This is a genomic window from Streptomyces sp. NBC_00400 (genome assembly GCF_036048035.1).
Taxonomy (GTDB): Bacteria; Actinomycetota; Actinomycetes; order Streptomycetales; family Streptomycetaceae; genus Streptomyces.
Genome location: NZ_CP107940.1, coordinates 3,208,347 through 3,230,793, shown reverse-complemented (window position 1 = coordinate 3,230,793; position 22,447 = coordinate 3,208,347). Strand labels below are relative to the sequence as shown.

The following is a 22,447-nucleotide window of genomic DNA, read 5'->3' as shown; positions in this document are numbered from 1 at the left end:
CCGACCGGAGGGGGTTCGACGATGACCGGCAGGACGAACGGGGCAGGGTGCGGCGTAAGGGGAGAGGAGGGGGCGACGGCTGCCGCGCAGGCGCCACCGCCGCCACCGCCGGATGCGGCGGTTCTCGCGGAGGGCCTGGAGAAGCGGTACGGCGACAAGCGGGCCCTGGACGGCCTCGACCTCACCGTCCACCGCGGCACGGTGCACGGCCTGCTCGGGCCGAACGGCGCGGGCAAGACCACGGTCGTGCGCATCCTGGCCACCCTGCTGCGGCCGGACGGCGGACGGGCGGCGGTCGCCGGACGCGAGGTGACGCGGTCGCCGCAGCAGGTGCGCGCCAGGATCGGACTGGCGGGCCAGTATGCCGCCGTGGACGGTGTCCTGACTGGCCGTCAGAATCTGGAGATGTTCGGCAGGCTCTTCCACCTGGGCGCCCGCCGGGCGCGGGTGCGGGCGACGGAGCTGCTGGACCAGTTCGGGCTGGGCGACGCGGGCGGGAAATCGGCCCGTACCTACAGCGGCGGGATGCGCCGCCGGCTCGACCTCGCCGCGAGCCTGATCCTCGCACCCGAAGTGCTCTTCCTGGATGAGCCGACCACGGGCCTCGACCCGCGTGGCCGCAACGAGGTCTGGGAGGCGGTCCGCGGGCTCGCAGCGACCGGCACCACCGTGTTGCTGACCACCCAATACCTCGACGAGGCAGACCAGTTGGCCGACCGGGTCTCCGTCATCGAACACGGGCGGACGATCGCCGACGGTACGCCCGCCGAACTGAAGCGGCAGGTCGGCGGCGAGCGCCTTCAGGTGGTGCTGCGCGATCCGGCCGGTCTCCCGCACGCGGTGCGGGCCGTGGCACGGGTCGCCGCGAACGGTGTACCGCCCACGACGGACGAAGCGGAGCGGCGGGTCGGCGCCCCGGTGGCGGAGGGCGTCGCGGCGCTGACCGAGGTCGCGCGCACCCTGCAGGACGAGGGCATCGGCGTCGAGGACATCGGGCTGCGCCGCCCGACGCTCGACGAGGTCTTTCTTCGCCTCACGGGGCGCGCCGCGGCCACCGGTCGCGGTACGGCCGAGGCCGGGAAGGAGGCGGCCGCATGAGCGCCGGCACCGTGCCGCAGATCCCGTACGACGACGGCCCTGCCCCGTGGGGGCCGGCCGGTGCGGACGACGGCCCCGCGCGCCGTCTCTACTGGGCCTTCGCCGACTGTCTGACCCTCGTCCGCCGGGATCTGACCCATCTCGTCCGGCAGCCCGTGATCATCGCCTGGCAGCTGGGCTTCCCGATCGTCTCCGTGCTGCTCTTCGTCTATGTCTTCGGCAGCGCGATGAACGTCGGCGGCGGGGTGGACTACCCGACGTTCGCGATGCCCGGCATCTTCGCGATGACGATCTCCTTCGGTTTCATGAACACCGCGGTGGCCGTGGTCGTCGACCGGGACCACGGGGTCACCGACCGGTTCCGCTCCCTGCCGATGGCGACGTCCGCCGTGGTCACCGGGCGCGGGGTCGCCGATGTGATCGGCGCGGCCGTCGATCTCGTGGTGCTGGCCGGGATCGCCGTGGTCGTCGGCTGGCGCTCCCACGGCAGCCCGGCCGCCACCCTCGCCGCCTTCGGCCTGCTGCTGCTCCTGCGCTTCGCCCTCACCTGGATCGGGGTCTTTCTCGGACTCCTGGCGCCCAACCAGGAATCGGCCGGCGGTCTTTACGCCGTTGCCTTCCCCTTCGGCATGATCTCCAGCGTGTTCACCCCGCCGTCGATGATGCCGGACTGGCTGGGCACGATCGCCATGTGGAACCCGGTCTCCTCGACGGCCGGAGCCATCCGGGAGCTCTTCGGCAACCCGGCCACCACGGGCGGCAGTTGGGTCGAACAGCATGCGGTGCTGATGGCGGTGCTCTGGCCGGTCGTCCTCACCGCGGTCTTCCTGCCGCTGGCGGTACGGCGCTTCCGGCGGCTGAGCCGCTAGGTGACCGGGCCTGCCTCGCGTCCGTCAGAGGACGGCCGTTCCCATTCTTGGCATACTCGCTGCTACCGCCTGGAGGATGTGACGATGATTCTGGTGACTGGCGCGAGTGGGAACGTCGGAACGGCTCTCCTCGCTCGTCTTCATGCCGACGGTGTAGCCGCGCGGGCGGCTTACCGTGATCCGCACACCACGACTCAGGTGATCAAGTCGGGCGGCCAGGCAGTGACGCTCGATCTGTCCATGCCGGACACGATCGGGCCTGCACTCGATGGCGTCGAGGCCGTATTCCTTCTCGGTGCGACGAGCCCCGCCCAAACGACGCACGAACTCAACCTGCTGGAAGCCGCCTGTGCGGTGGGTGTTCGGGTGGTCAAACTGTCGGTCTGGCGGGCCGACGAAGGACTCACACCGATCGCCCGGCTACATCAGCCTGTCGAACAGTCGCTGGTGATGTCCGGTCTGCCTTGGACGATCCTGCGGCCCAACTTCTATCTGCAGAACTTCCTGCGCCAGCCGTCCATCCGCGAGGCCGGGGAGTTCAGCTTCCCCTTGATCACCGCCCCCATCAGCTTCATCGACATCGGCGACATCGCCTGTGTGGCAGCGCGGGTTCTCACCACTGACGGCCACGACGGCTGCGTCTATGACCTCACCGGGCCGAAGGCGCTGACCTACGCTGAAGCCGCCGAAGAGTTTTCCGGCATCCTCGGCAAGCCGGTGCGCTACGTGGGTCTGCCGGACGACGAAGCGCGCGCGGCAATGCTGAGCCGCGGGATGTCGGAGTTCCACGTCAATGCCCTCATAGGAGTTGCCCGCGCTTACCGCGACGGCGGTGCCGGGACCGTCACTTCAACCGTGGCCGACCTCACGGGCCGTGAAGCCCTCGGTTTTGCCGATTTCGTGCGCCGGAACCGCAACCTCTTCGCTTGACCATGGTCCTCATCAGCCTGCCCCGGTGAGCCGCCTCCCGGGGAGCAGTTCCCTCCTCCGCAGAGCAACTCCAGCCTCCGGGACTGCTGTTGGCCGCCGTGCAAAGGCCGTTGTCAGTGGCTGTGGCTACGGTCTGCAGCATGGACGTACGAGGGAAGTCGATCGTGCTCATCGGCCGCTTCGACGGCTTGCGCCAGGACGAGGCGCAGCGGCGGCTGGAGGAGCTGGGTGCCCGGGTGAGGGGTGCGGTGACCAGCCGGACGGATCTGGTGTTCGTGGACAGCCTCCACTACAACGAGGGGAGAAAGCTCCAGGAGGCGCGGAGGCGCAACCTCCCGGTATTCGACGACACGGCGCTACGGGCCGTGCTCGCCGACGAGGACGCCTCCGGCCGCGGTGAGCCCGGGGCCGGGGCGGCTTCGGATCTGGTGGCCCTGCGGGCGCGGCTGCTGAAGCTGGAGCGCGCGCAGGGCATCACCGAGGAGCACCGCGCCGCCACGCGAGAGGTCCGTAAGAGGGAGGGCGTACACCTTCGCCATCCGTACGGCCATCGGGCAGAGATCAACGATTACGCTCTCAGCCCCTGCGGCCGCTATCTGGCCACCGGCACCGTGAGCGGCGACGACTACGGCGGCACCCTGCAGATCTGGGAAACAGCCACCGGACGCTGCGTCAACGCCATCGGTGTCGAGGGCGGCATCGGCCGGCCCGGCTACGAGCGCAGCATCCAGTGGTCGGCCGACAGCCACCGCATCGGCCTCGCGCATCACACCCACCACGTCGGTGTCTTCGACCCGTTCAGCCCCTTCCTCGGTTCCGTCACCCTCGCCGCGTGCCTGATCACGGACGGCGCGCCGCGGCCGGTGCCCTGGGCGCTGGCGCCCGACGGGAGACGGGTCTTCGTGAATTCCGGGACTCCGTGCGAGGTGGGCGGCTGCGTCGTCCCCATGGACAGCGGCGAGCTGCACTGGACGACCCGTGACGCCCCGCCCGCGCATCCGTTCCTGCTGGCCGGCAGGCTCCGGGAGGATCTGCGGACCGAGGGGATGGACGCGCACGAGGGCATCACACTCCAGGCCGACGGCTGGGTCCGCTGGTCACGGGACGGCGCCCGGTTGCAGGCGCAGGGCGGGAGCAGGGGCCGCGCGGAGGCCTTCGTCATCGACGTCTCGTCCGGGCAGGTGGGCTGGCTGGCCCGTATCGGCGAACTCGCCGCGTGGAGCCCGGATGACCGGCTGCTGGTGCACTACGACCAGGGGCTGCGCTTCCTCGACGCGGTGACCGGCCGGCCGATCGGGAAGGGGACCGGGCACCAAGGCGTTTCGGCGCTGCAATGGGGCATGCGGGGCGAGGTGCCGCGGCTGGCGGCCCTGGTGGGCGAGGGCAACGCCGCCGGGATACAGCCAGGTGTCCTCATCTATGACGAGGACCGGTTCCGCTACCGCCTCGACGTCACACCGGTGGAAGAGGGCATGGTCTACGCCGATTCCTGGGCCTGGGCCCCGTCCGGCGACGCGGGAGCCTGGCTCACGGCCGACGGGCGGGTGGAGGTGTGGTCGCTGGACGGGGACGAGCCGCAGCGACTGCGCACCCTGGACGTCCCGCCCGAGAGCGGTGTGCTGCTGTGGGGCGCCGGCGACGTCCTGGTCGCGATGAGCCCCACCACCCTGCGGTTCCTCCGCGCCGAATCGGGGGATGTCCTCGGCGACTTCACCTTCCTCCACCAACCGCGGGTACCGAAGCCGTTGGGTGACAACTACTGGTTTTTCGCGAGGAAGCAGTTCGCGCCGGATGACGGGACATGGTGCGCGGTCTTCGAAGAAGGGGTGGTGATCGCTCCGGACGGCCGGGGGAGGGAGTCGTTGGACGGAGTTCTCGCCTGGACGGTGGAGGAGCGCCTCGCCTGGCCGGTGCGCTGGGGTGAGCTCGATGTCGTACCGGACGCCCGGAGCGCGGGACAGGCGCTCGGGGACGCGCCGGACGGCGGGTGGCTGCGTGAATACTGGGACTCGATCCAGTGACGCACGTTACCGGGGCGGGTCTTCCGGGCCACCTCGGTCCGGCAGCGCACGGGCCCCGGCGGTCGCCCGCCGGGGCCCGTGGTGGCGTGTGATGCCTGGTGCCGTCAGCCGGCTACACCGGCTACAGCTTGCCGATCACATGGTCGATGCAGGCCGTCAGGGCCTCGACGTCCGACGGGTCGATCGCCGGGAACATCGCGATCCGCAGCTGGTTGCGGCCAAGCTTGCGGTACGGCTCGGTGTCGACGATGCCGTTGGCGCGCAGGGCCTTGGCGACGGCCGCGGCGTCGATGTTGTCGTCGAAGTCGATGGTGCCGATGACCTGCGAGCGCTTGGCCGGGTCGGTGACGAACGGGGTGGCGTACTTGGAGTCCTCGGCCCAGCCGTAGAGGGTGCGCGAGGAGGTGGCGGTGCGGCGGACCGCCCAGTCCAGGCCGCCCTGGCCGTTGATCCACTCCAGCTGCTCGTTGAGCAGGAAGAGGGTGGAGAGCGCCGGGGTGTTGTACGTCTGGTTCTTGAGGGAGTTGTCGATCGCCGTGGGCAGCGAGAAGAACTCCGGGATGTGGCGGCCGGACGCGTGGAGGGCGCGGGCGCGCTCCAGGGCGGCGGGGGAGAAGGCCGCCAGCCACAGACCGCCGTCGGAGGCGAACGACTTCTGCGGGGCGAAGTAGTAGACGTCGGTCTCGGCGATGTCCACGGGCAGGCCGCCGGCGCCGGACGTGGCGTCGACCAGGACCAGCGCGCCCTCGTCCGCGCCCGCGACCCGCTTGATGGGGGCGGCGACACCGGTCGAGGTCTCGTTGTGGGTGAAGCCGTAGACGTCCACACCCGCTTCCGCCTCCGGGTCCGGGTGGCTGCCCGGGTCGGCGGAGAGGACGGTGGGCTCCTCCAGCCACGGCGCCAGCTTGGCGGCCTTGGCGAACTTCGAGGAGAACTCACCGAAGCTGAGGTGCTGGGACTTGCGCTCGATCAGGCCGTGCGTCGCGATGTCCCAGAACGCGGTGGAGCCGCCGTTGCCGAGCACGACCTCGTAGCCCTCGGGGAGCTGGAAGAGGTCGCGTACGCCGTCGCGCACCTTGCCGACCAGGTTCTTGACCGGGGCCTGGCGGTGGGACGTGCCGAGAAGGGAGCTACCGGTGGCGGCGAGGGCGCCGAGCGCCTCCGTACGCACCTTGGAGGGGCCCGCGCCGAAGCGTCCGTCGGCGGGCTTGATGTCAGCGGGGATCTGGATATCAGCCACGGGGGAAGCCTAATCCGTTGTGCTGCGGGGTTCGGCGGCACGTCCAGCGGATGAGATGCCGGGTGCTCGTACGGTGGACGGTTCCGGAGGGGCGGAGCGCTACCCGGTGGTGGGGGCGCGGGGAGCTACCCGGTGGTGGTCCGGTCGGGGTGGTCGTCCGCGTAGACGGTGGTGAGGGCGGCCGCGGCCTCGGCCATCACCCGGCGGGCCTCGGGCGGGTCGAGCACTTCGAGGGAGTCGCCGAACTGGAGCAGTTGGCGGACGGCGCCGATGACCGGGTAGGCCAGCTCGATGACGGCCCAGTCGCTTTCGGCGTTCCCGGTGGCGTCCGCCTCCTTGCCGGTCCCGGTGTCGTGCGTATCCCTGCCGCATCCGGAGTTCTCGCCGTTCCCGGAGCCCTCGCCGTCACCCGTACGGGGTGGTCCGGTCAGCGCCGCGCCCAGGATCCGTACGGCGAGGTCGAGGCGGTCGCGGCGGATCCGGGCGGTCACCCTGACGCCCGCGGGCCGGTCCTCGACCTGGCGACGTAGCTGTTGCCAGACGCCGGCGAGGCCGACTCCCGCGCGACGCCGTACGGGGGCGTCGGTGAGGGTCGCCGAGGCCACCCGGTCGGCGCGGAAGAGCTGTGGCCGGCCGCGCCGGTCCGCGACGAGGTACCAGGTGCCGGCCTTGGCGACCAGCCCGTACGGGTCGACGGTGTACGTCCGCAGCCGGGTCTCGCCGCTGTGGCGGTAACGGATGCGCAGCCGTCGGTCGGTGAAGACGGCGGTGTGCAGCTCGTCCAGGTCGACGGCGGGGCGCGGGCCGCTCATCCACTTGTCGGGGTCGACCAGGATGCGGCTGCCGGCCAGCTCCGCGGCCGGACGGTGCGGGGCGGGCAGCGCCGCCATCACCTTGCGCAGCGCCGAACCCAGCGCCTCGTCCAGGCCGAGGGCGGTGTGCGCGCCCTGCGCGGCCAGGATGAACAGGGCGCGCGCCTCGTCGGTGGTCATCCCCGTGACATCCGTACGGAAGCCGGGCAGCAGCGCGATCCCGCCGTGCCGGCCGCGTTCGGCATAGACCGGCACCCCGGCCGCCGACAGCGACTCGACATCGCGGTAGACGGTCCGGGTGGAGACCTCCAGCCGTTCGGCGAGCTCCGCGGCCGGCACCCGGCCACGGGTCTGGAGGAGCAGCAGGATCGAGAGCAGCCGGTCCGATTTCACAGGCGACTTTATATATGACGGCAGGTGTCAAGTTATCGCGGCAGGGTGCGCGGCATGGAGATCAACCACCCCGCAGGGACGCACCACGCCGACGCCCACGCTGACGGCGACACCCACGGCCACGCTCAGGTATCCGACCCCGCCGCCCTCCCCGCCCTGGCCCGGGAGTGCCGGGGCCCCGTCCTCGTCCCCGGCGACGACGGCTACGACGCCGAACGGTCCGGGTTCCAGCGGGCGTACCGGCACCGGCCCGCCGTGATCGTCGGCGCGGAGTGCGCCGGGGACGTCGTCGCCGCGGTGCGCTTCGCCCGCGCTCAGGGCCTGCCGGTCGCCGTCCAGGCCACCGGGCACGGGTTGTCCGCGGCCACCGACGGCGGGCTGCTGATCAGTACCGGGCGGATGGCCGGGGTGCGGGTGGACGCGGCGGCCGGCACCGCGCGGGCCGAGGCGGGCGCCGTCTGGGGGCAGGTCGTCGAGGCGGCGGCCCCCTGCGGGCTCGCGCCGCTCAACGGCTCCTCCCCGGGCGTCGGCGTCATCTCGTACACCCTCGGGGGCGGCGTCGGGGTGCTGGCCCGTACGTATGGCTTCGCCGCCGACCACGTGCGGTCCGTCGACCTCGTCACCGCCGACGCCCGGCTGCGGCACGTCACCGCGCAGACCGATCCCGCGCTGTTCCGGGCGCTGCTCGGCGGCGGCCACGGCCTGGGGGTGGTGACCGCGATGGAGTTCGGGCTGGTGCCGGTGGCGCGGCTGTACGGCGGGCAGCTGGTGTTCGGCGGGGAACAGATCGACGCGGCGCTGGCGGCGTATGTGGACTGGACCGCGACCGTCCCGGACGAGCTGACCTCGTCGCTCGCGCTGATCGCGTACCCGGACCTCCCGCAGCTGCCCGAACCGCTGCGCGGCCGCCATCTCGCGCACATCCGGATCGCCTTCACGGGGAGCGCCGCGGAGGGCGAGCGGCTGGTGGCGCCGCTGCGCGCGGTGGGGCCGGCGGTGAGCGACGACCTGCGCGAGATGCCGTACGCCGAGTCGCACACCATTCACCGCGACCCGAGCGATCCGCATGCCTACGACGGCGACAACGCGCTGCTCAGCGGGCTGGACGCGGCCGCGCTGCAGCGGGTGGCGGCGCTGACCGGACCGGCCGCCCCGGTCATGTGCGTGGTCCAGCTCAACCATCTCGGGGGCGCGATGGCGAAGCGTGGCGGGCCGGATGAGCCGGCCGGTTCCGTCGGCCACCGGGATGCCCGGTTCGCCCTGCGGGTGCTGTCGCCGCTGATCGGGCGGGAGGCGGGCGAGGGGCCCGGCGCCCCCGATACGCGGTGCTCCGACGGGCGGCCCGATGCCGCCCTCGCGACCGTACGGGCGCTGCACGCCGAGGCGCTGGCGGCCGTCGCGCCCTGGCGGCTCGGCCGGAGCGTGAACTTCCTCTTCGGCAGGCACGGGGAGCGGCCGGATGCCGAAGAGGTGGCGCGCAGTGTCCACGACGCCGACGAGCACCGGCGGCTGGCCGGTCTCAAGGCCCGCCATGACCCGGCGAACGTCTTTCGCTTCCACCCGGCGGGGGCCGTTACGGCGGGCCGGACACCGGCCGCTGCCGCTCCGGTCGGCCGGACGCCGGTGGCCGCCCGCCGCTCCGGCTGACGGCTCCCTGTCCGGCTGACCGCGGGTCTGCCCCCTCTCCGGCTGACCGCCACGGCTCACCCCCGCCCGCCGGCCGCGACTCGCCCCGGCGATCGGGCCCGCCGACCGCCCATGAACCCGCCCCAGTGGGCAGGCTGGAGACATGGCTGATCGCACGGAGACGGAGAAGCGGAACCTGGAGAAGGAGTTGGCGGCCGCGGTGCGGGGGGAGGTCTCGTTCGCCGCGGCCGACCGGGCGCTGATGACGATGGACGCGTCCAATTACCGGCGGGTGCCGAGGGCGGTGGTCGCGCCCCGGGACGCCGAGGATGTCGCGGCGGCGCTGCGGGTGTGCCGGGAGCACGGGGTGCCGGTGGTGCCGCGCGGCGGCGGGACCAGTATCGCCGGGCAGGCGACCGGCGTCGGGGTGGTGCTGGACTTCACCCGGCACATGCGGCGCATCGTGTCGCTGGACCCCGCCGCCCGCACCGCCGTCGTCCAGCCCGGCGTCATCCTGGACGACCTGCGGGCGGCCGCCGGAGCGCACGGACTGACCTTCGGCCCCGACCCCTCCACCCACAGCCGCTGCACCCTCGGCGGCATGATCGGCAACAACTCCTGCGGCTCGCACTCGGTGGCCTGGGGCACCACCGCCGACAGCGTCCGCGAACTGGAGCTGCTGACGTACGGCGGCGAGCGGGTACGGGCCGGACGTGGCACGGACCGCACCGGCGCCCCCACCGGCCTCCCGCCGCGCCTGCGGGACGGCGTGAAAGCGCTGGTGGACGCGGAGCTGGCGCTGCTGCGCACCGGCTACCCCGACCTCCCGCGCCGGATCTCCGGCTACGCCCTGGACGCGCTGCTCCCGGAGGCCGGCACCGACCTCGCCCGCGCCCTCACCGGCAGCGAGGGCACCCTCGGCGTGCTGACCGAGGCGACCGTACGGCTCGTGGAGACCCCGGCCGCCCGGGCCCTGGCCGTCCTCGGCTACCCCGACGAGAGCGCCGCCGCCGAGGCCGCGCACACCCTGCTCCCGCACCAGCCGATGACCGTCGAGGGGATGGCCGCCGACCTGGTGGGCAGCGCGGCCGGGCTGCCCAAGGGCGGCGCCTGGCTGTTCGTCGAGATGGGCGGCACGAGCCCCGGCGAGGCGGCGGCACGGGCCGAGGCACTGTGCCGGGCGGCGGCCGCGGACGGTGCCACCGACCACACCCTCGTCACCGACCCGGCCGGCCAGCGCGCCCTGTGGCGGATCCGCGAGGACGCCTCCGGCACCGCGACCCGGATGGCCGACGGCTCCGAAGCGTGGCCCGGCTGGGAGGACTGCGCCGTCCCACCGGCCCGGCTCGGCCCGTATCTGCGCGACTTCCGCGCCCTGCTCGCCCAGCACGGCCTGCGCGGTACGCCCTACGGCCACTTCGGCGACGGCTGCATCCACATCCGCATCGATTTCGATCTGCTGACCGCGCCCGGCATCCGCCGCTTCCGGGAGTTCTCCTACGACCTGGGCGAACTGGTCGTGGCGCACGGCGGCTCGCTCTCCGGCGAGCACGGCGACGGCCAGGCCCGCGCCGAACTGCTCCCGAAGATGTACGGCCCGGAACTCGTCGGCGTCTTCGAGCGGTTCAAGTCGCTCTGGGACCCGGCCGCCGGGCTGAACCCCGGCATGCTGGTCCGTCCCGCCCGGCTCGACGAGAACCTGCGCTTCGAGCTGCTGCCCAAGCGCCCGGTCCCGGTCGAGTTCGGCTACCCGCACGACAACGGGGACTTCTCCGCGGCCGTACGGCGCTGCGTCGGCGTCGCCAAGTGCCGTAATGCGGCGACCGGTCCGGGCTCGACGGACGTGATGTGCCCGTCCTTCCGGGCCACCGGGGAGGAGCAGCACTCCACCCGCGGCCGGGCCCGGCTGCTGCACGAGATGCTGGCGGGCGAGGTGATCACGGACGGCTGGCAGTCGCCGGAGGTACGCGACGCGCTCGACCTGTGCCTGTCCTGCAAGGGCTGCCGCAGCGACTGTCCCGTAGGGGTCGACATGGCCACCTACAAGGCGGAGTTCCTGCACCACCACTACGAGGGCCGGCTGCGCCCCGCCGCCCATTACTCCATGGGCCGTCTCCCTCAGTGGCTGCGTGCCGCGGCCCCCCTGGCCCCTGCCCTCAACGTGCTCGCCCGTACCCCGCTGGCCGCCGTCGCCAAACGCCTCGGCGGGATCGCACCCGAGCGGCCGATCCCCCGGCTGGCCACGGAGACGTTCACGCGCTGGTGGTGGCGCCGGCGCGGGACGGTGGGCGGCGGGGGTTCCGAGGCGGGCAACCGGGCAGCTTCCGGGACCGGCACCGCGGGGCCTCCCGGCCGCCGCACGGTCATCCTCTGGCCCGACACCTTCACCAACCACCTCTCCCCGGAGGTCGGCCGGTCCGCCGTCCGCGTCCTGGAGGCCGCCGGACTGCGTCCCCTCCTGCCGCCGACCGCGCCCCTGCGCCCGGCCGGAGCCCTTCCGCTGCCGCGCCGCCACCGCCCCCTGTGCTGCGGCCTGACCTATGTCTCCACCGGCCAGCTCGACCAGGCCCGCACCGTCATGCGCCGCACGGTCGAGGTCCTGAGCCCCCTCCTCCGTGACGGCCGCCCCCTGGTCGTCCTCGAACCGAGCTGCGCCGCCGCCCTCCGCACGGACCTCCCGGAACTGCTGCCCGACGACCCCCGGGCCGCCCGACTGTCCCGCTCCGTACGGACCTTCGCCCAGGCCCTGGAGGAGCTGGCCCCCGACTGGCAGCCCCCGCGCATCGACCGCCCCGTAGCCGGCCAGACCCACTGCCACCAGCACGCGGTCCTCGGCGACGCCGCCGACCGCCGCCTGCGGGAACGCGCGGGCCTCACCGGCCAGTTGACCGGCGGCTGCTGCGGCCTGGCCGGCAACTTCGGCTTCGAGGCCGGCCATTACGACGTCTCGGTGGCGTGCGCCGAGGACCAGCTGCTGCCCGCGGTAAGGGAAGCCCCCGAAGGGACGGAGGTCCTTGCGGACGGGTTCTCCTGCCGCACCCAGCTCGATCAGCTCGGCGACCGCCCGGGCCGGCATCTGGCGGAGGTGCTGGCGGAGGCTTTGGAGGAGGCGGGGGCGTTGGGGGAGGAGGGCACCTGAGGCGACGGTGAGGCGCAGGGGCGGGGGGCCGGGGCCCGGGGCCGCCGGCGGGCGTTCCCATCCCCCGCCGGCAGTGAGGGCTCAGCGCCGGCCGCGTCGGCTCAGGGTCGGCCCCGATTCCGCAACCTCTCGATCCTGCGCCACCACGGCCGTCCGGCGGAACCCTGATCCTGATGAGGGTTCACGGCCGATTGATAACGTCCTTGCATGACGGAGCACGGTCCGGGCGTGGGCGGCCCGGGGGCACCCGGGCCCGCCGACACTCCGTGGACGGCCTCCCGGCAGGCCCCGAGTGTCCAGCAGCTGGAATCGTTCCTGATCCTGGCGGAGGAGCTGCACTTCGGCCGGGCAGCGGCCCGGCTGTATGTCACACAGCCCGCGCTCAGCCGCCAACTGCGGTCGCTCGAAGAACGGCTGGACGTCGTCCTGCTGCAGCGATCCCGGCGTCATGTGGAGATCACCCCGGCGGGAGCGGCACTGCTGCCCAAGGCGCGCGCCGTGGTGGAGGCGATGGCCGGGCTCTGCCGGGCCGCCGGCTCCCACGCCCGGCAGATCGAGGGCCGGCTGGTGATCGGTTCCATCGGCGCCGAGGCCGCGATGCCGTACACCCGGGCCGTCCTCGACGAGCTGCACGCCTGCCATCCGCGGCTGCGTACCAGCGTCCGCGGCCTCGATCTCGCGACCCACTTCGACGCGCTGGAGCGCGGCGAGGTCGATGTGCTGTTCCTGCGCCCGCCGGTGCCGCCCGGCATCGAGACGCTGACCATGGCCACCGAACCCCGGGTGGCATGCCTCCCGGCCGACGACCCCCTGGCCGGCCGGGACGAGGTGCCGCTGGCCGAACTGTCCGGGCGCCCCGTCGTGGACGTCCCGCCCGAATGCCCCCGGATGTGGTGGCGTTTCTGGGCGGCCGACCCACGTCCGGACGGCTCTCCCGTGCGGTACGGGCCGGTGGTTCCCGACATGGAGGCGCTGCTGCTCGCCGTCTCCCGGGGCCAGGCCATGGCCTTCCTCCCCGCCGCCGCCCGCCACCTCTTCCCCCGGCCCGGCATCAGCTACGTCGCGGTGCCGGACCTGCCCCCGGGCGCCGCGGCCCTGGCCTGGGCGGCAAGGAACCGCACCCTGCCCACGGTGGCCGCCATCCGCCGCGCCGCCGCGACGGTACTGCGGAATGCGCCGGCGGACCCGTGAGGGCGGGTGCCGTGAGGGCGATGTGGTGAGGGCGGTGTCGTGAAGCGTGGCGTGGGCTCCCGCTACCGGGCGGCGAACGCCGACCGCACCCGCCTGCCGTTCACGATCACGACGACACCGAGCAAGAGCACGCCGCACACGCCCTGTTCGACCTTGAGCCACACCGGGAAGGCGCCGGGCAGCGCGACGATGACCGCGATGGCCACCAGCATGATGCCGGACGCCAACCGCAGCCGCAGATAGGACCGGCTGTGGCCACGTCCCGTCCGCACCGCGAACGAGACCATGAGCAGGGAGGTCGCGACGACGATGGACGCGCGCACCCACACGGCATCGGTCACCAGGTCGGGGTGGTGGCGCAGCAGGATGATGGCGAGCAGCGTCAGCCCGCTGAGCAATGCGTAGCCGCCGACGAGCAGCTTGGCGCTGCGCAGCGCCCGCCGGAGGTGCGGAGGGCGCGCGTCTCCGCCGGTCGGCTCGACGACGTGCGGCATCGGGGTGTTCATGCTGATCCTCTCTGATCCGGGTGCAGGGCTGTGCCTATGGCCGGGCGCACGGCCCGCAACGGGCCTTGCGATGCCGGCTCGTGCCGCGCAGACGGCCGGTTCCATGGTCGTCCCCGCCCGCCGCCGCTCCCTCGTTCACGCGGACGAGACGCAGCCCCGGCCGTTCTCAGGGGCTTCCCGGGGCCGCCCCGTAGTGGGACCCCCGACGGTGCGTGCCGGCTCCCGGCTGCGGGCAATCCGGCCTCGATGTACAGGCCGATGTCTACGCGAGCCCGCCCGTCGGCGTCAGACGCGCCCCGAACCCCACCGCCTTACCCCCTCGACACGGACAAGGTGTTCCCGGCGCCGCCCCGTCGACGAGGGGCAGAAAGAGGACCGAACTGGCCGACCATTCCACCCACGCCCCGCCGCAGTTGAGCGCAAGCCCGCACGGCTCGCCCCGCAGGAGTGCGGCCACGGCCCCTACCTGCCCAGGCCTGCCCAACTCGCCCAGCACCCGCTGCCGTTCGTCCCCGGGGAGACCGGCAGCCACCTCCTGCGCATCCGCGCCCATCAGCCGTACCGCACGTACGGGGCTGCGCGTGGCGAGAGCCGACCAGGAAGCGAGGCGATCCGCATGGACGGACCGATACACAAACCGCTCACACCAGAAGCCGGGCGTGAGGAGAGCCGATGCGGCCCCGAGCGTCACGCTGCCTCCCGGACGTACGGCACCCGAAGGGAGGCCGCGGTACGGGCAGTCCAGGCGTCGAGGCCATGGGCCGGCTCGAGGCGCGCCGTGAGCGCGTAGGTACACCCATCCGCGTGCGTGGCTGGAGGATGCGGTCGGATAGCGGGCCGTAGCCTCCGCCCGGTAGGCCACGGGAGGCCGTGGGGCAGTCAGAGGCTGAGCGTTCCCGGTCCCGGTCCCGGTCCCGGTCCCGGTGCTGGTGCCGGTCCCGGTCCCGAGGTGTCGCCTGCCGCCGACCCTGCCGACCGGGCCAACTCGCCCACCACGCCCGCCTCGCGCCACTCGGTCAACTCGACCCACACGGTCTTTCCGGTGCCGTCCCGGTCGACGCCCCAGCCACTTGCCAAGGCGTCCACCAGCACCAAACCACGCCCACATTCCTCGTCCTCCTTGGCATCGCCCATCACGGGCAGCTCGTCGCTCGCATCCCGCACCTCCAGCCGGAGGCGGCCGCCCGCCCACACGAACCGGACCCCGACTTCCGGGGCGGCGGGCCCCTGCGTCTGTACCTGCGCCCGCACGGCATTCGTGACCAGCTCGGACAACAACAGCTCAGCGGACTCGGCCAGTTCGCCACTGATGCGCCAGACCCGAAGCTGTCGACGGAGCGCGGCGCGGGCACGAGCGGCGCTTCGGTCGTCTGCGGGTAATAGATGGGCTGCGGCAGTCGCCAGAGCGGGTGTGAGTCGTGTTGCTGCTGGCCGGGCGCGTGTGGACATAGCTATCCCCTTGGAGCGCATGACGGAGCGTCAAGATCACTGCGTGGTGACTTGGTTGACACCCTCAGTGACTACGTCTCCAGAGTGCTAGGCGATCGCTAAATCGGCAAGTGAGCAATTGGCACTAGTGCCAAGATCTTTATTGGCGGTTAGTGTTCAGCCAACGAACATGTACAGAGGGGGTACTTCATGGCCGGAGCGCGTCCAACGGTGCGACGGCGACGTGTCGCTGCGAAGCTGGTCGAGTTCCGTGAGCGGGCAGGTAAGTCCCCGCAGGAAGCGGCCGAGCGCATCGGATGTCATCGAACAAAGATCAACAAGATTGAGAACGCGCGCCTTGGGATCTCGCTCGGCGAGCTGCGCGACCTGTTGCGGTTCTACGAGGTGGATGAACCGGCTGTCGTTGACGACATGGTGTCGCTTGCGCAGCGCAGCCGGGAGCCCGGCTGGGTGCAGCGTGCGGGACTCGCGCGTCCGTCGTTCACGGACTTCATCGACTACGAGAAGTCGGCCGACTACATCCGGTCGTACCAGAGCAACCTCATCGCCGGACTGCTGCAGACCCCCGATTACGCGAGGGCCGTGCTCTCCGCCCCGCCGTCGACGCTCGGGAACGAGGAGATCGAGGCATTGGTGGAGTCACGCATAAAGCGGCAGGAAGTGTGGGAGCGCGCTGATCCGCCTCGCATGTGCGTGATCCAGACCGAGGCGGCCCTCCGGCTCCAGGTGGGAGGCCGCCAGGCGATGCGCGAGCAGTTGGAGCATCTGGAGAGCATGGCTGAGCACCCCTCCGTTGAGGTGCAAGTCATTCCGGACCGAGCGGGAGCGCACGCGGGACTGTCCGGTTCGTTCGTGCTGTTCGGGTTCCCCAACCCCACGTACTCCGACGTTGTGTGCATCGAGCACCGCACCGGGACTCTGTACATGGAAACCCAGGAAGAGACGGCGGAATATACGCTCATCTTTGACTCGCTCAGGTCAATCGCCTTGAGCCCGGGGGACAGCCTCGACTTGATCGCCCAGGTGCGACAGGACCTGTAGCAACCAGGACCGAGAGAGGCAACGAAGATGATCAAACTGAACCCTGAGACCGCCAATTGGCGCAAGAGCAGCTACAGCGGCACGGGTGGCGACTGCGTCGAAGTCGCCGACGGCTTCCCTGGCGTCATACCTGTACGTGACAGCAAGCGTCCCGCCGGCCCTTGCCTCGCCTTCGGGGCGGGCGCGTGGGCCTCGTTCATATCGACGTTGCAGGGGGACGACGCAGCGGCCGCCTGAGGCTACGTTTCCCAGCTCTGCGGCAGTGAGGTCCCCCGGAACCAGGTGGTTGGGGGCTCGGACCGGGGAGCCCCCCCCGCCGTGGGGAGCTCGGCCCGGGGAGACCTTCGCCGTGGGGAGCTCAGTGAGACTCCACTCGACACAACTGATGAGACCACCGGCTTGATTGCCGCCGTCCGCGCTATCGACGGGTGCGCGGAAGCGTACGGAGAACCGCGCTGTCTCCTGAAGGCGCCCGAGTCCGGCTCACGAGCTTGCTGAAGGAGGACCGGTGATCACATTCAAGTTTCACAAGTCCAGTTGCAGCGGTTCGCAGGGCGAGTGCGTGGAAGTGGCCTGCAACGTCCCGCGGGTCACGGCCGTACGTGACAGCACGAACGTGGCCGGCCCTTGACTGCTCTTCGCTGAGACTGCCTGGGCCTCCTTCGTGGAGATGGTGAAGGCCGATGAATCGGCGCCTTGAGGCGCTGCGGCATCTGCCGCAGCGCCCGAGGGCCGGGCATCAGGCTGAAGAGACCGATCGCCGGGCCCTGTTGATGATGTTCTGGGCCTGGGCGCCGTAGACAGCGGACTCTCGAAGCGTGTTCCAGATCTTCAGGTACGTGGCGATGGTGTCCGCATCTTCCAGCCATAGTTCCGCGTGCCAGTCCTCGGTGACCGCCACCCGATCATCCAGGATGATGAAGGAATTGGCCGGTGGGATCTTCAAAGGTGCGTGAAAAGGCACTACTCCCAGCTCTACCGAATCCACGTCCATGACGCCGGCGAGATGGTCGAGCTGGGCGGCGAGCACAGTGGGCGGACAGATCAGGGCGTGCAGTGCTGCCTCCCACATAAGGATGTGGAACTTGCGGCCCGGTTGGTAGAGCATCTCCTGACGCTTGAGCCTAGCGTGGACAGCTTCGTCGGTATCCCGAGGAGAGTTCCGCATTTCCGCGTAGCGGATGAAGATATGCCGTGCATAGTCGGCCGTTTGCAGCATGCCGTCGATGATGGATTCTTCCCACGCGTGCACCACCCTGGTCTGCTCGATTGTGGCGCACCAGTTCTCTTGTACCGGGCGGTGGCCCGAGGACAGTTGACTTTGCCAGGGCCGGATCTGGGATTCGAGTGCCTTGAGCTTCTGTTGGTCTGTGGTCACTGATTGAGTCCCCATCGTGTGGTTGCGTTCATCTGGACCGCGAGGAGGCTGCTGGTGTGAGTGCCTTGTGGATTCAGGTCAATTCTTCGAGCGCCTTCAGTATGAGTGTCCGCGCTTCGGCGCCGTACACGGCCATGCTGCGCAATTGCTCGAAGGCTTTGAGGTACAGAGAGACCTCGGAAGGCTGCTTGACCCGTACTCGTGCTGACACCAACTCGACGGATACCAGAGTGTCGTCGTAGATGTGGAAAGTCTCACGTGGTCCCAGCACACGGTCGTGGGTTGCCTTGGGAATGATGCCGAGTGACACGGACGGCAGGGAACCGGCGGTAAGTATGGAGCCGAGTTGGCCGGCCATCGTGTCCGCGTCTCCGATGCGGTAATGGAGCGCTGCCTCTTCCATGAGCAGTACGAATCGGTGTCCCGGCTCGTGGATGACGCGGGAGCGCTCAACCCGTGCCTGAGCGGCTTCGGTGCTGTCGTCGACGGCCAGTCCCCGGAATTCGGCAGCCCTTCGCAGCACCGCGGCCGCGTAGCCCTCGGTTTGCAGGAGGCCGGGAACAAGGGTTGAGGAGTAGACGCGGAACAGCGTGGTCTCACGGAAGAACCGCACGGAGCGGTTCTGCAATTGTTTGAGGCCGTCGCGGACCTGGTGGCGCCATTCGGTGTACATGGACTCGGCGTGCAGCGACAGAGTGATTATTCCGGCTGCCTCGCCCTCTGCACCACAAGCGTCGCACCACAGTCTGATGTCGTTGGGTGAAGGCGCAGTGCGGGCGTTCTCGATGCGGGACGTCTTGGCATGGTGCCAGCCACACCGACCGGCCAGATCGGTGACCGTCAGCCCGGCCCCTTTGCGGAGATCGCGCAGCCGCACGGCAACTGCTTCGCGTGCGGCTTGCGCGGACGAGGAAGGGGAAACGGGCATGAGGGAGCGAGGTGTCTTTTCCTAGCAGATTTCGTACTGCTCATGCGGGACAGCGCGTGCCCACACAGCCTCGAAAGCCTCCGAGCAGAGCTTCGCCGTGGCCGGGTCGTCGGCGATCTCCGGGCCTCCCGAGGAGCCGTTACCGGCGAAGTGGTTCCACCGGATCAGTCGGCCGTCGAAGAGCCAGAAGTCGTTTCCTGGTAGAGCGATGTCGGAGGCGCGCCGACGAGGCAACCACCGAACCTGCTCTCCGGCGGAGAGATTGACGGTGGTGCCGGCGTGCTCGAACCGGATGTAGTCGGAGACCGGCTCGGAAATGATGCGTGCCCGCCGGACGATGAGGCCACGGGAGACGGCCCGCGAGACCAGGTCGACCCAGGGTGCCCAGTGAGCCGAGTGGCGGTCGATATCCCGCTGACCGGTGCGCTGCCACGTGGTGAAGTCATCGGACTCACCGCTGACTCCATACGCGTCACGCATTTCGAGGTGCACCGCTGAATGCTCAGCGGCCTCCAACATGCTGCTAAAGCTTGGCACGCTCTGCGGCATCGCACGCCTCCCTCAGGATCGGCACCAGTCGGGCGGGGACACGGATGACCGACTCGTGGTCAGGGACGAGCTGGGCGTGCCCAGGTGCATTGTTCTGCACACACTGGGCTCGCGTGGCGTCATCCGCCGTGTAGCTCTGGATCACGATGTCGGCGTTCTCAAGATCCACCCAAGCGGTCGGTGACTCGTCGATGTCTGAGTTCGGGTCGACTCCGATGAACTGTAGTTGCACGTCAGCCTCCAGTGAAGGGTTGAGCGGGCGGCCTCAGGGGTCGCCTCGCGGCCGGTGTCGATGACGTGTAGGACCCTGACGGTCCTCTGGCTTCAGCTCTGCAATGTGCGCTGATGTGCACAACAATCGCGGCGAGAGGCGGCTCGGATCAAGGGAAAAGCAGCCAACTCCCCTGAACGTAGGGCTCTCTGCACATCGATGCACATTAATGGCGACGACACACCCGACGCCTCTAGCGTCGCCATCCGGCGTAGCCCCCTCCCGTTTGGACTGGGTCGCCGCTCGGTCCGACGACGCCCGATGGAGGCATCTGTATGGCCATCTCCGAATCCCGCCCCACGTCCGTGGCGGCGTCCTTCATGCAGGAGTGCAAGGCCTGCCAGGACCTGGAGCGCGGCCGTCAGCAGGCCGCAGCCGCCCGGGACAGCAGCAGGGTGACCGACTTCAACGTCCTCATCGCCCGCCACCGCGCGCGCCACCAGCCGGAGCCGTGAAGGGGCGGGGCGCCGCAAAGCCGCACCGCGCTACGGGGGCGAACCCGTCATGGATCCGGGCGGTCGTAGCTGGCGCGATCGCTGAAGCGGCTGCTCGGCGGGCCGGCGTTCCGTCGGACCCGCGGCGGCCTGTGAAAACTCCCGCCCCGGCCGCCATTCCCTGGCAGGACACGGCCGGAGCGGGCGGGCCCACGAGGGGCCCTCGCAAGGGCACGACGACGCGCGGACCGACCGCGCGGCGACTTTGCACCCGAGGAGAGCACCATGCGATACCGCCTCGATCTGGTCAAGTACGGCGGCGATGAGGACGACAACCAGGGCGGCAACCCCAACGGGGGCTGTGGCGACGGCCAAGGCTGCGGCCGCCAGTAGGCCGTGGACCGGGCGGCCCTCATCCCGTAACCGGGACGTGGGCCGCCCGTTCGGACCAGTGCAGGCAAGACCAACGCACGTAAGGCGTTCGCAGTAGGGAGAGAGATGCCCGGACCCCACCACCACGCCTATGTCTGGCTCGGCAGCGGCGATGTGCTCGTGAAGCCTGGTGACGCTCACCGGCGCCCCGGCCACCCGGAGTTCCGTTCTGCCCAGGTGATGCCGCTGGAGTGCGCGGACTGGCTGCTGAAGCCGGCCTCCCGGATCGAGGCGACGTTCGATGAACCGAAGGAGGGGGCGGACTGGTATGCGGATCAACTCGCACGGTATGCCGAACTTTTCGTCGGCTCGTACCCGGAGGGCTTGTCGCACGAGGAGACCGTGCGGGCGCTGGCGGCCGGTGAGGACCGGGTCGGCGGGTGGTGGGTGACCGGCGGCCGTTTTCTCTCGCTCAACCTGATCGCGTGCAGTCCGCATCGGGTGCGTCCGGATTACGCCTGCCCGGGGCGATAGGGCGGGAGAGGCGGCAGGGGGCGGTAGTTCGGGCACGGGGAACATCGGTACAGCCGTTGGCGCTGAGAACGATCATGGCTGGGTCGGCGCGAGGGTGCTGACCCGGTTCTCGTACTCGCGGCGGGCCTTACGCTGGGCCGGAACCGCCGGGGCGCCCTGGCCGCCGCGGCTGACGCCGTGCTCGCGGGCCAGGGCGGCGATCCGCCGGCCGGGCCCGGCCGGCGGCCAGGCGGGGAGAAAACGACCTGTGAGCGGCTACTCGTCCGCCGGGCGCCACCCGGCGTTTTGCCGGTCGAATTCCCGCCAGCGATCGGCGTACGACTGCTCAGTGTTCGCGGGTCCCGCCGTCCGGTTGGGCTCGGTCACCTGGTCTGTGCCGTAGACGTAGTACGTGGACTCACGGTCGTACGTCGGCTTGTACAGCGTGACGGCGTACAGGTTCTGGTCGGCGTTCGCGCACGTGACCGCGCGCACGATCCCGTCGTAGTACACGCCGTTGCTGCTCTCGCGGTAGCTGACGATGCCCACGGCCCGACTCGGGCCACCGGGTCACCACGGCCAAGCTGGCCTCCGAGGCCGGAGGCACCTGGAGCCGATACGCCTCCGGAGACCACTGGCGGTCACCACCAGGCTGGACCCCTCGGAGAACTGGTGACAGTTGACGCGAGCCCACCGGTATCACGCCCGGAGACGGGGGCGGGGCCTAGGCAGGAGAGGGGCAGCCCGAACTGGATGTCAGAACACGATCGAGCGCTGCCCGGCCTGCGGGTCCCCATGTCTGCTTGCCGCCCGGAAGGCCTTGCTCCCCGTTCTGGCCCATAAGGATGAGGAAGAGGCTCTTCATGGCAGCCAACCCTCGGGCGCGCCGGATCGTCGCCTCGTCCGCATGCGCGTACACCTCGAAGAACCGTGAGCCCGCGCCCGCGGGAAGCAGCAGCCACGCGGCCGCCAGGTCCCACGCCGGATCGCCGGCGAACATGGCATCGAAATCAATCACGCCCGAGAGTGTCCCGTCCGAGACGACGACATTCGCGGGATGGAGGTCACCGTGCAGCCATACCGGCGGGCCTTCCCACTCGGGGGCCGCAACAGCGTCGTCCCAAACGTCCCAGACGGCCCGGACGTCGGCGTCAAAGCCGCCGGGGGCAATGGCTTGCAAGAACTCCTCGAAGCCGCCCGTGCACTTCTTGGGGTGAGCGCCGCGGTCCGAACTGGCCGGCGCCTCAGCGGGCGCCTCCACATGGAGCGCCCTGAGGAAGCCCGCCAGAGTGTCAGCCGCGTGGTCGCCGCGACTGATCGAGGTGTAGTCCAGTGGCTCGCCGCGAACCCACGTCATAATGCTCCACGGCCTCGGAAAGCGCGCGGACGGTTCGCCGATCCGCACAGGCGTCGGGACCGGGAGCGGAAGACGCGGGGCCAGGACAGGCAGCCACCGGCACTCCTTGCGCAGGAGATCCGTGGCACCTTCCATGCGCGGCATGCGCACGGCCAACTCATCCCCAAGGCGCCGCATCTGGTTGCCCCAGCCGCCCGCTACCTCGCGGATGGGCAGCCCTGCAAGGTCCGGATGCTGGTCCTTGAGAAGATCGTGCACCAGCTCTGCGGTGATCTCGATCTCGGAGTCGGTCATGCGAAACCACAGTACGTGAGACAGGCCGAGTGGACT

At 70.7% G+C, this 22,447-nt stretch carries 22 protein-coding genes; 12 read left to right on the top strand and 10 right to left on the bottom strand.

Annotation, left to right across the window (positions count from 1 at the left end):
* The first annotated feature begins 21 nt into the window (after nt 1-21).
* From OHS81_RS14090 to OHS81_RS14075, 4 genes are all read left to right on the top strand, one after another.
* Entirely contained in the window at nt 22-1,098 is a 1,077-nt protein-coding gene (locus OHS81_RS14090; RefSeq protein WP_328385126.1) for an ATP-binding cassette domain-containing protein, read from the top strand.
* Nucleotides 1,095-1,967 (top strand): ABC transporter permease, encoded by an 873-nt coding sequence (locus OHS81_RS14085; RefSeq protein ID WP_328385125.1) that lies wholly within the window; start codon nt 1,095-1,097, stop codon nt 1,965-1,967. Before OHS81_RS14090 ends, OHS81_RS14085 begins: the two co-directional genes overlap by 4 nt.
* An 84-nt stretch (nt 1,968-2,051) precedes the next feature.
* Complete coding sequence (locus OHS81_RS14080; protein ID WP_328385124.1) at nt 2,052-2,897, top strand: SDR family oxidoreductase; 846 nt, start codon at nt 2,052-2,054, stop codon at nt 2,895-2,897.
* Nucleotides 2,898-3,037: 140 nt separating this feature from the next.
* The gene (locus OHS81_RS14075) at nt 3,038-4,918 is read left to right on the top strand and encodes a BRCT domain-containing protein (RefSeq protein ID WP_328385123.1); all 1,881 of its coding nucleotides are present in this window, start codon (nt 3,038-3,040) and stop codon (nt 4,916-4,918) included.
* Between the two features lie 121 nt (nt 4,919-5,039).
* Here OHS81_RS14075 and serC read toward each other — a convergent pair whose 3' ends face one another.
* Together serC and OHS81_RS14065 are read right to left on the bottom strand one after the other, a co-directional pair.
* Entirely contained in the window at nt 5,040-6,158 is a 1,119-nt protein-coding gene (serC, locus tag OHS81_RS14070) for a phosphoserine transaminase (protein WP_328385122.1), read from the bottom strand.
* A gap of 125 nt (nt 6,159-6,283) precedes the next feature.
* Nucleotides 6,284-7,363, bottom strand: a complete 1,080-nt coding sequence (locus OHS81_RS14065) for a helix-turn-helix transcriptional regulator (RefSeq protein WP_328385121.1) — start codon at nt 7,361-7,363, stop codon at nt 6,284-6,286.
* 54 nt (nt 7,364-7,417) lie between these two features.
* Between OHS81_RS14065 and OHS81_RS14060 the strand changes: the two genes are divergently transcribed.
* From OHS81_RS14060 to OHS81_RS14050, 3 genes are all read left to right on the top strand, one after another.
* A complete protein-coding gene (locus OHS81_RS14060; RefSeq protein WP_328385120.1) occupies nt 7,418-9,010 on the top strand; it encodes an FAD-binding oxidoreductase in 1,593 nt (530 codons plus the stop codon).
* A gap of 142 nt (nt 9,011-9,152) precedes the next feature.
* The gene (locus OHS81_RS14055; protein WP_328385119.1) at nt 9,153-12,128 is read left to right on the top strand and encodes an FAD-binding and (Fe-S)-binding domain-containing protein; all 2,976 of its coding nucleotides are present in this window, start codon (nt 9,153-9,155) and stop codon (nt 12,126-12,128) included.
* Nucleotides 12,129-12,335: 207 nt separating this feature from the next.
* Nucleotides 12,336-13,319 carry a LysR family transcriptional regulator gene (locus OHS81_RS14050; protein ID WP_328385118.1) on the top strand — a complete coding sequence of 328 codons (984 nt, stop codon included), beginning with the start codon at nt 12,336-12,338 and terminating at the stop codon, nt 13,317-13,319.
* Nucleotides 13,320-13,381: 62 nt separating this feature from the next.
* Here the strand turns inward: OHS81_RS14050 and OHS81_RS14045 are convergent, their stop codons facing one another.
* A complete protein-coding gene (locus OHS81_RS14045) occupies nt 13,382-13,825 on the bottom strand; it encodes a hypothetical protein (RefSeq protein ID WP_328385117.1) in 444 nt (147 codons plus the stop codon).
* A gap of 879 nt (nt 13,826-14,704) precedes the next feature.
* Complete coding sequence (locus OHS81_RS14040; RefSeq protein ID WP_328385116.1) at nt 14,705-15,274, bottom strand: ATP-binding protein; 570 nt, start codon at nt 15,272-15,274, stop codon at nt 14,705-14,707.
* A gap of 189 nt (nt 15,275-15,463) precedes the next feature.
* On the opposite strand from OHS81_RS14040, the gene OHS81_RS14035 reads away from it, so the two are divergent.
* The 3 genes from OHS81_RS14035 (at nt 15,464) to OHS81_RS14025 (ending at nt 16,946) form a co-directional block, all read left to right on the top strand.
* On the top strand, nt 15,464-16,315 hold the full coding sequence (locus OHS81_RS14035; protein ID WP_328385115.1) for a helix-turn-helix domain-containing protein: 852 nt from the start codon (nt 15,464-15,466) through the stop codon (nt 16,313-16,315).
* 27 nt (nt 16,316-16,342) lie between these two features.
* Nucleotides 16,343-16,552 (top strand): DUF397 domain-containing protein, encoded by a 210-nt coding sequence (locus OHS81_RS14030; protein ID WP_328385114.1) that lies wholly within the window; start codon nt 16,343-16,345, stop codon nt 16,550-16,552.
* Nucleotides 16,553-16,823: 271 nt separating this feature from the next.
* On the top strand, nt 16,824-16,946 hold the full coding sequence (locus OHS81_RS14025; RefSeq protein WP_328385113.1) for a DUF397 domain-containing protein: 123 nt from the start codon (nt 16,824-16,826) through the stop codon (nt 16,944-16,946).
* Nucleotides 16,947-17,054: 108 nt separating this feature from the next.
* On the opposite strand, the gene OHS81_RS14020 is transcribed toward OHS81_RS14025, so the two are convergent.
* The 4 genes from OHS81_RS14020 to OHS81_RS14005 all read right to left on the bottom strand — a co-directional run bounded on the left by OHS81_RS14020 (nt 17,055) and on the right by OHS81_RS14005 (nt 19,402).
* Nucleotides 17,055-17,693 carry a DUF5753 domain-containing protein gene (locus OHS81_RS14020; RefSeq protein WP_328385112.1) on the bottom strand — a complete coding sequence of 213 codons (639 nt, stop codon included), beginning with the start codon at nt 17,691-17,693 and terminating at the stop codon, nt 17,055-17,057.
* A 73-nt stretch (nt 17,694-17,766) separates the two neighbouring features.
* Nucleotides 17,767-18,621, bottom strand: a complete 855-nt coding sequence (locus OHS81_RS14015) for a helix-turn-helix domain-containing protein (protein ID WP_328385111.1) — start codon at nt 18,619-18,621, stop codon at nt 17,767-17,769.
* 21 nt (nt 18,622-18,642) lie between these two features.
* Nucleotides 18,643-19,170, bottom strand: a complete 528-nt coding sequence (locus tag OHS81_RS14010; RefSeq protein WP_328385110.1) for a DUF6879 family protein — start codon at nt 19,168-19,170, stop codon at nt 18,643-18,645.
* A complete protein-coding gene (locus OHS81_RS14005) occupies nt 19,145-19,402 on the bottom strand; it encodes a hypothetical protein (RefSeq protein WP_328385109.1) in 258 nt (85 codons plus the stop codon). Before OHS81_RS14005 ends, OHS81_RS14010 begins: the two co-directional genes overlap by 26 nt.
* Nucleotides 19,403-19,716: 314 nt before the next feature.
* Between OHS81_RS14005 and OHS81_RS14000 the strand changes: the two genes are divergently transcribed.
* Together OHS81_RS14000 and OHS81_RS13995 are read left to right on the top strand one after the other, a co-directional pair.
* Entirely contained in the window at nt 19,717-19,896 is a 180-nt protein-coding gene (locus tag OHS81_RS14000) for a hypothetical protein (RefSeq protein WP_328385108.1), read from the top strand.
* Nucleotides 19,897-20,373: 477 nt separating this feature from the next.
* Nucleotides 20,374-20,781, top strand: a complete 408-nt coding sequence (locus OHS81_RS13995; RefSeq protein ID WP_328385107.1) for a hypothetical protein — start codon at nt 20,374-20,376, stop codon at nt 20,779-20,781.
* Between the two features lie 255 nt (nt 20,782-21,036).
* Here the strand turns inward: OHS81_RS13995 and OHS81_RS13990 are convergent, their stop codons facing one another.
* Together OHS81_RS13990 and OHS81_RS13985 are read right to left on the bottom strand one after the other, a co-directional pair.
* On the bottom strand, nt 21,037-21,309 hold the full coding sequence (locus tag OHS81_RS13990; RefSeq protein WP_328385106.1) for a hypothetical protein: 273 nt from the start codon (nt 21,307-21,309) through the stop codon (nt 21,037-21,039).
* A 175-nt stretch (nt 21,310-21,484) separates the two neighbouring features.
* Entirely contained in the window at nt 21,485-22,411 is a 927-nt protein-coding gene (locus OHS81_RS13985) for an aminoglycoside phosphotransferase family protein (protein WP_328385105.1), read from the bottom strand.
* Nucleotides 22,412-22,447: the final 36 nt, after the last annotated feature.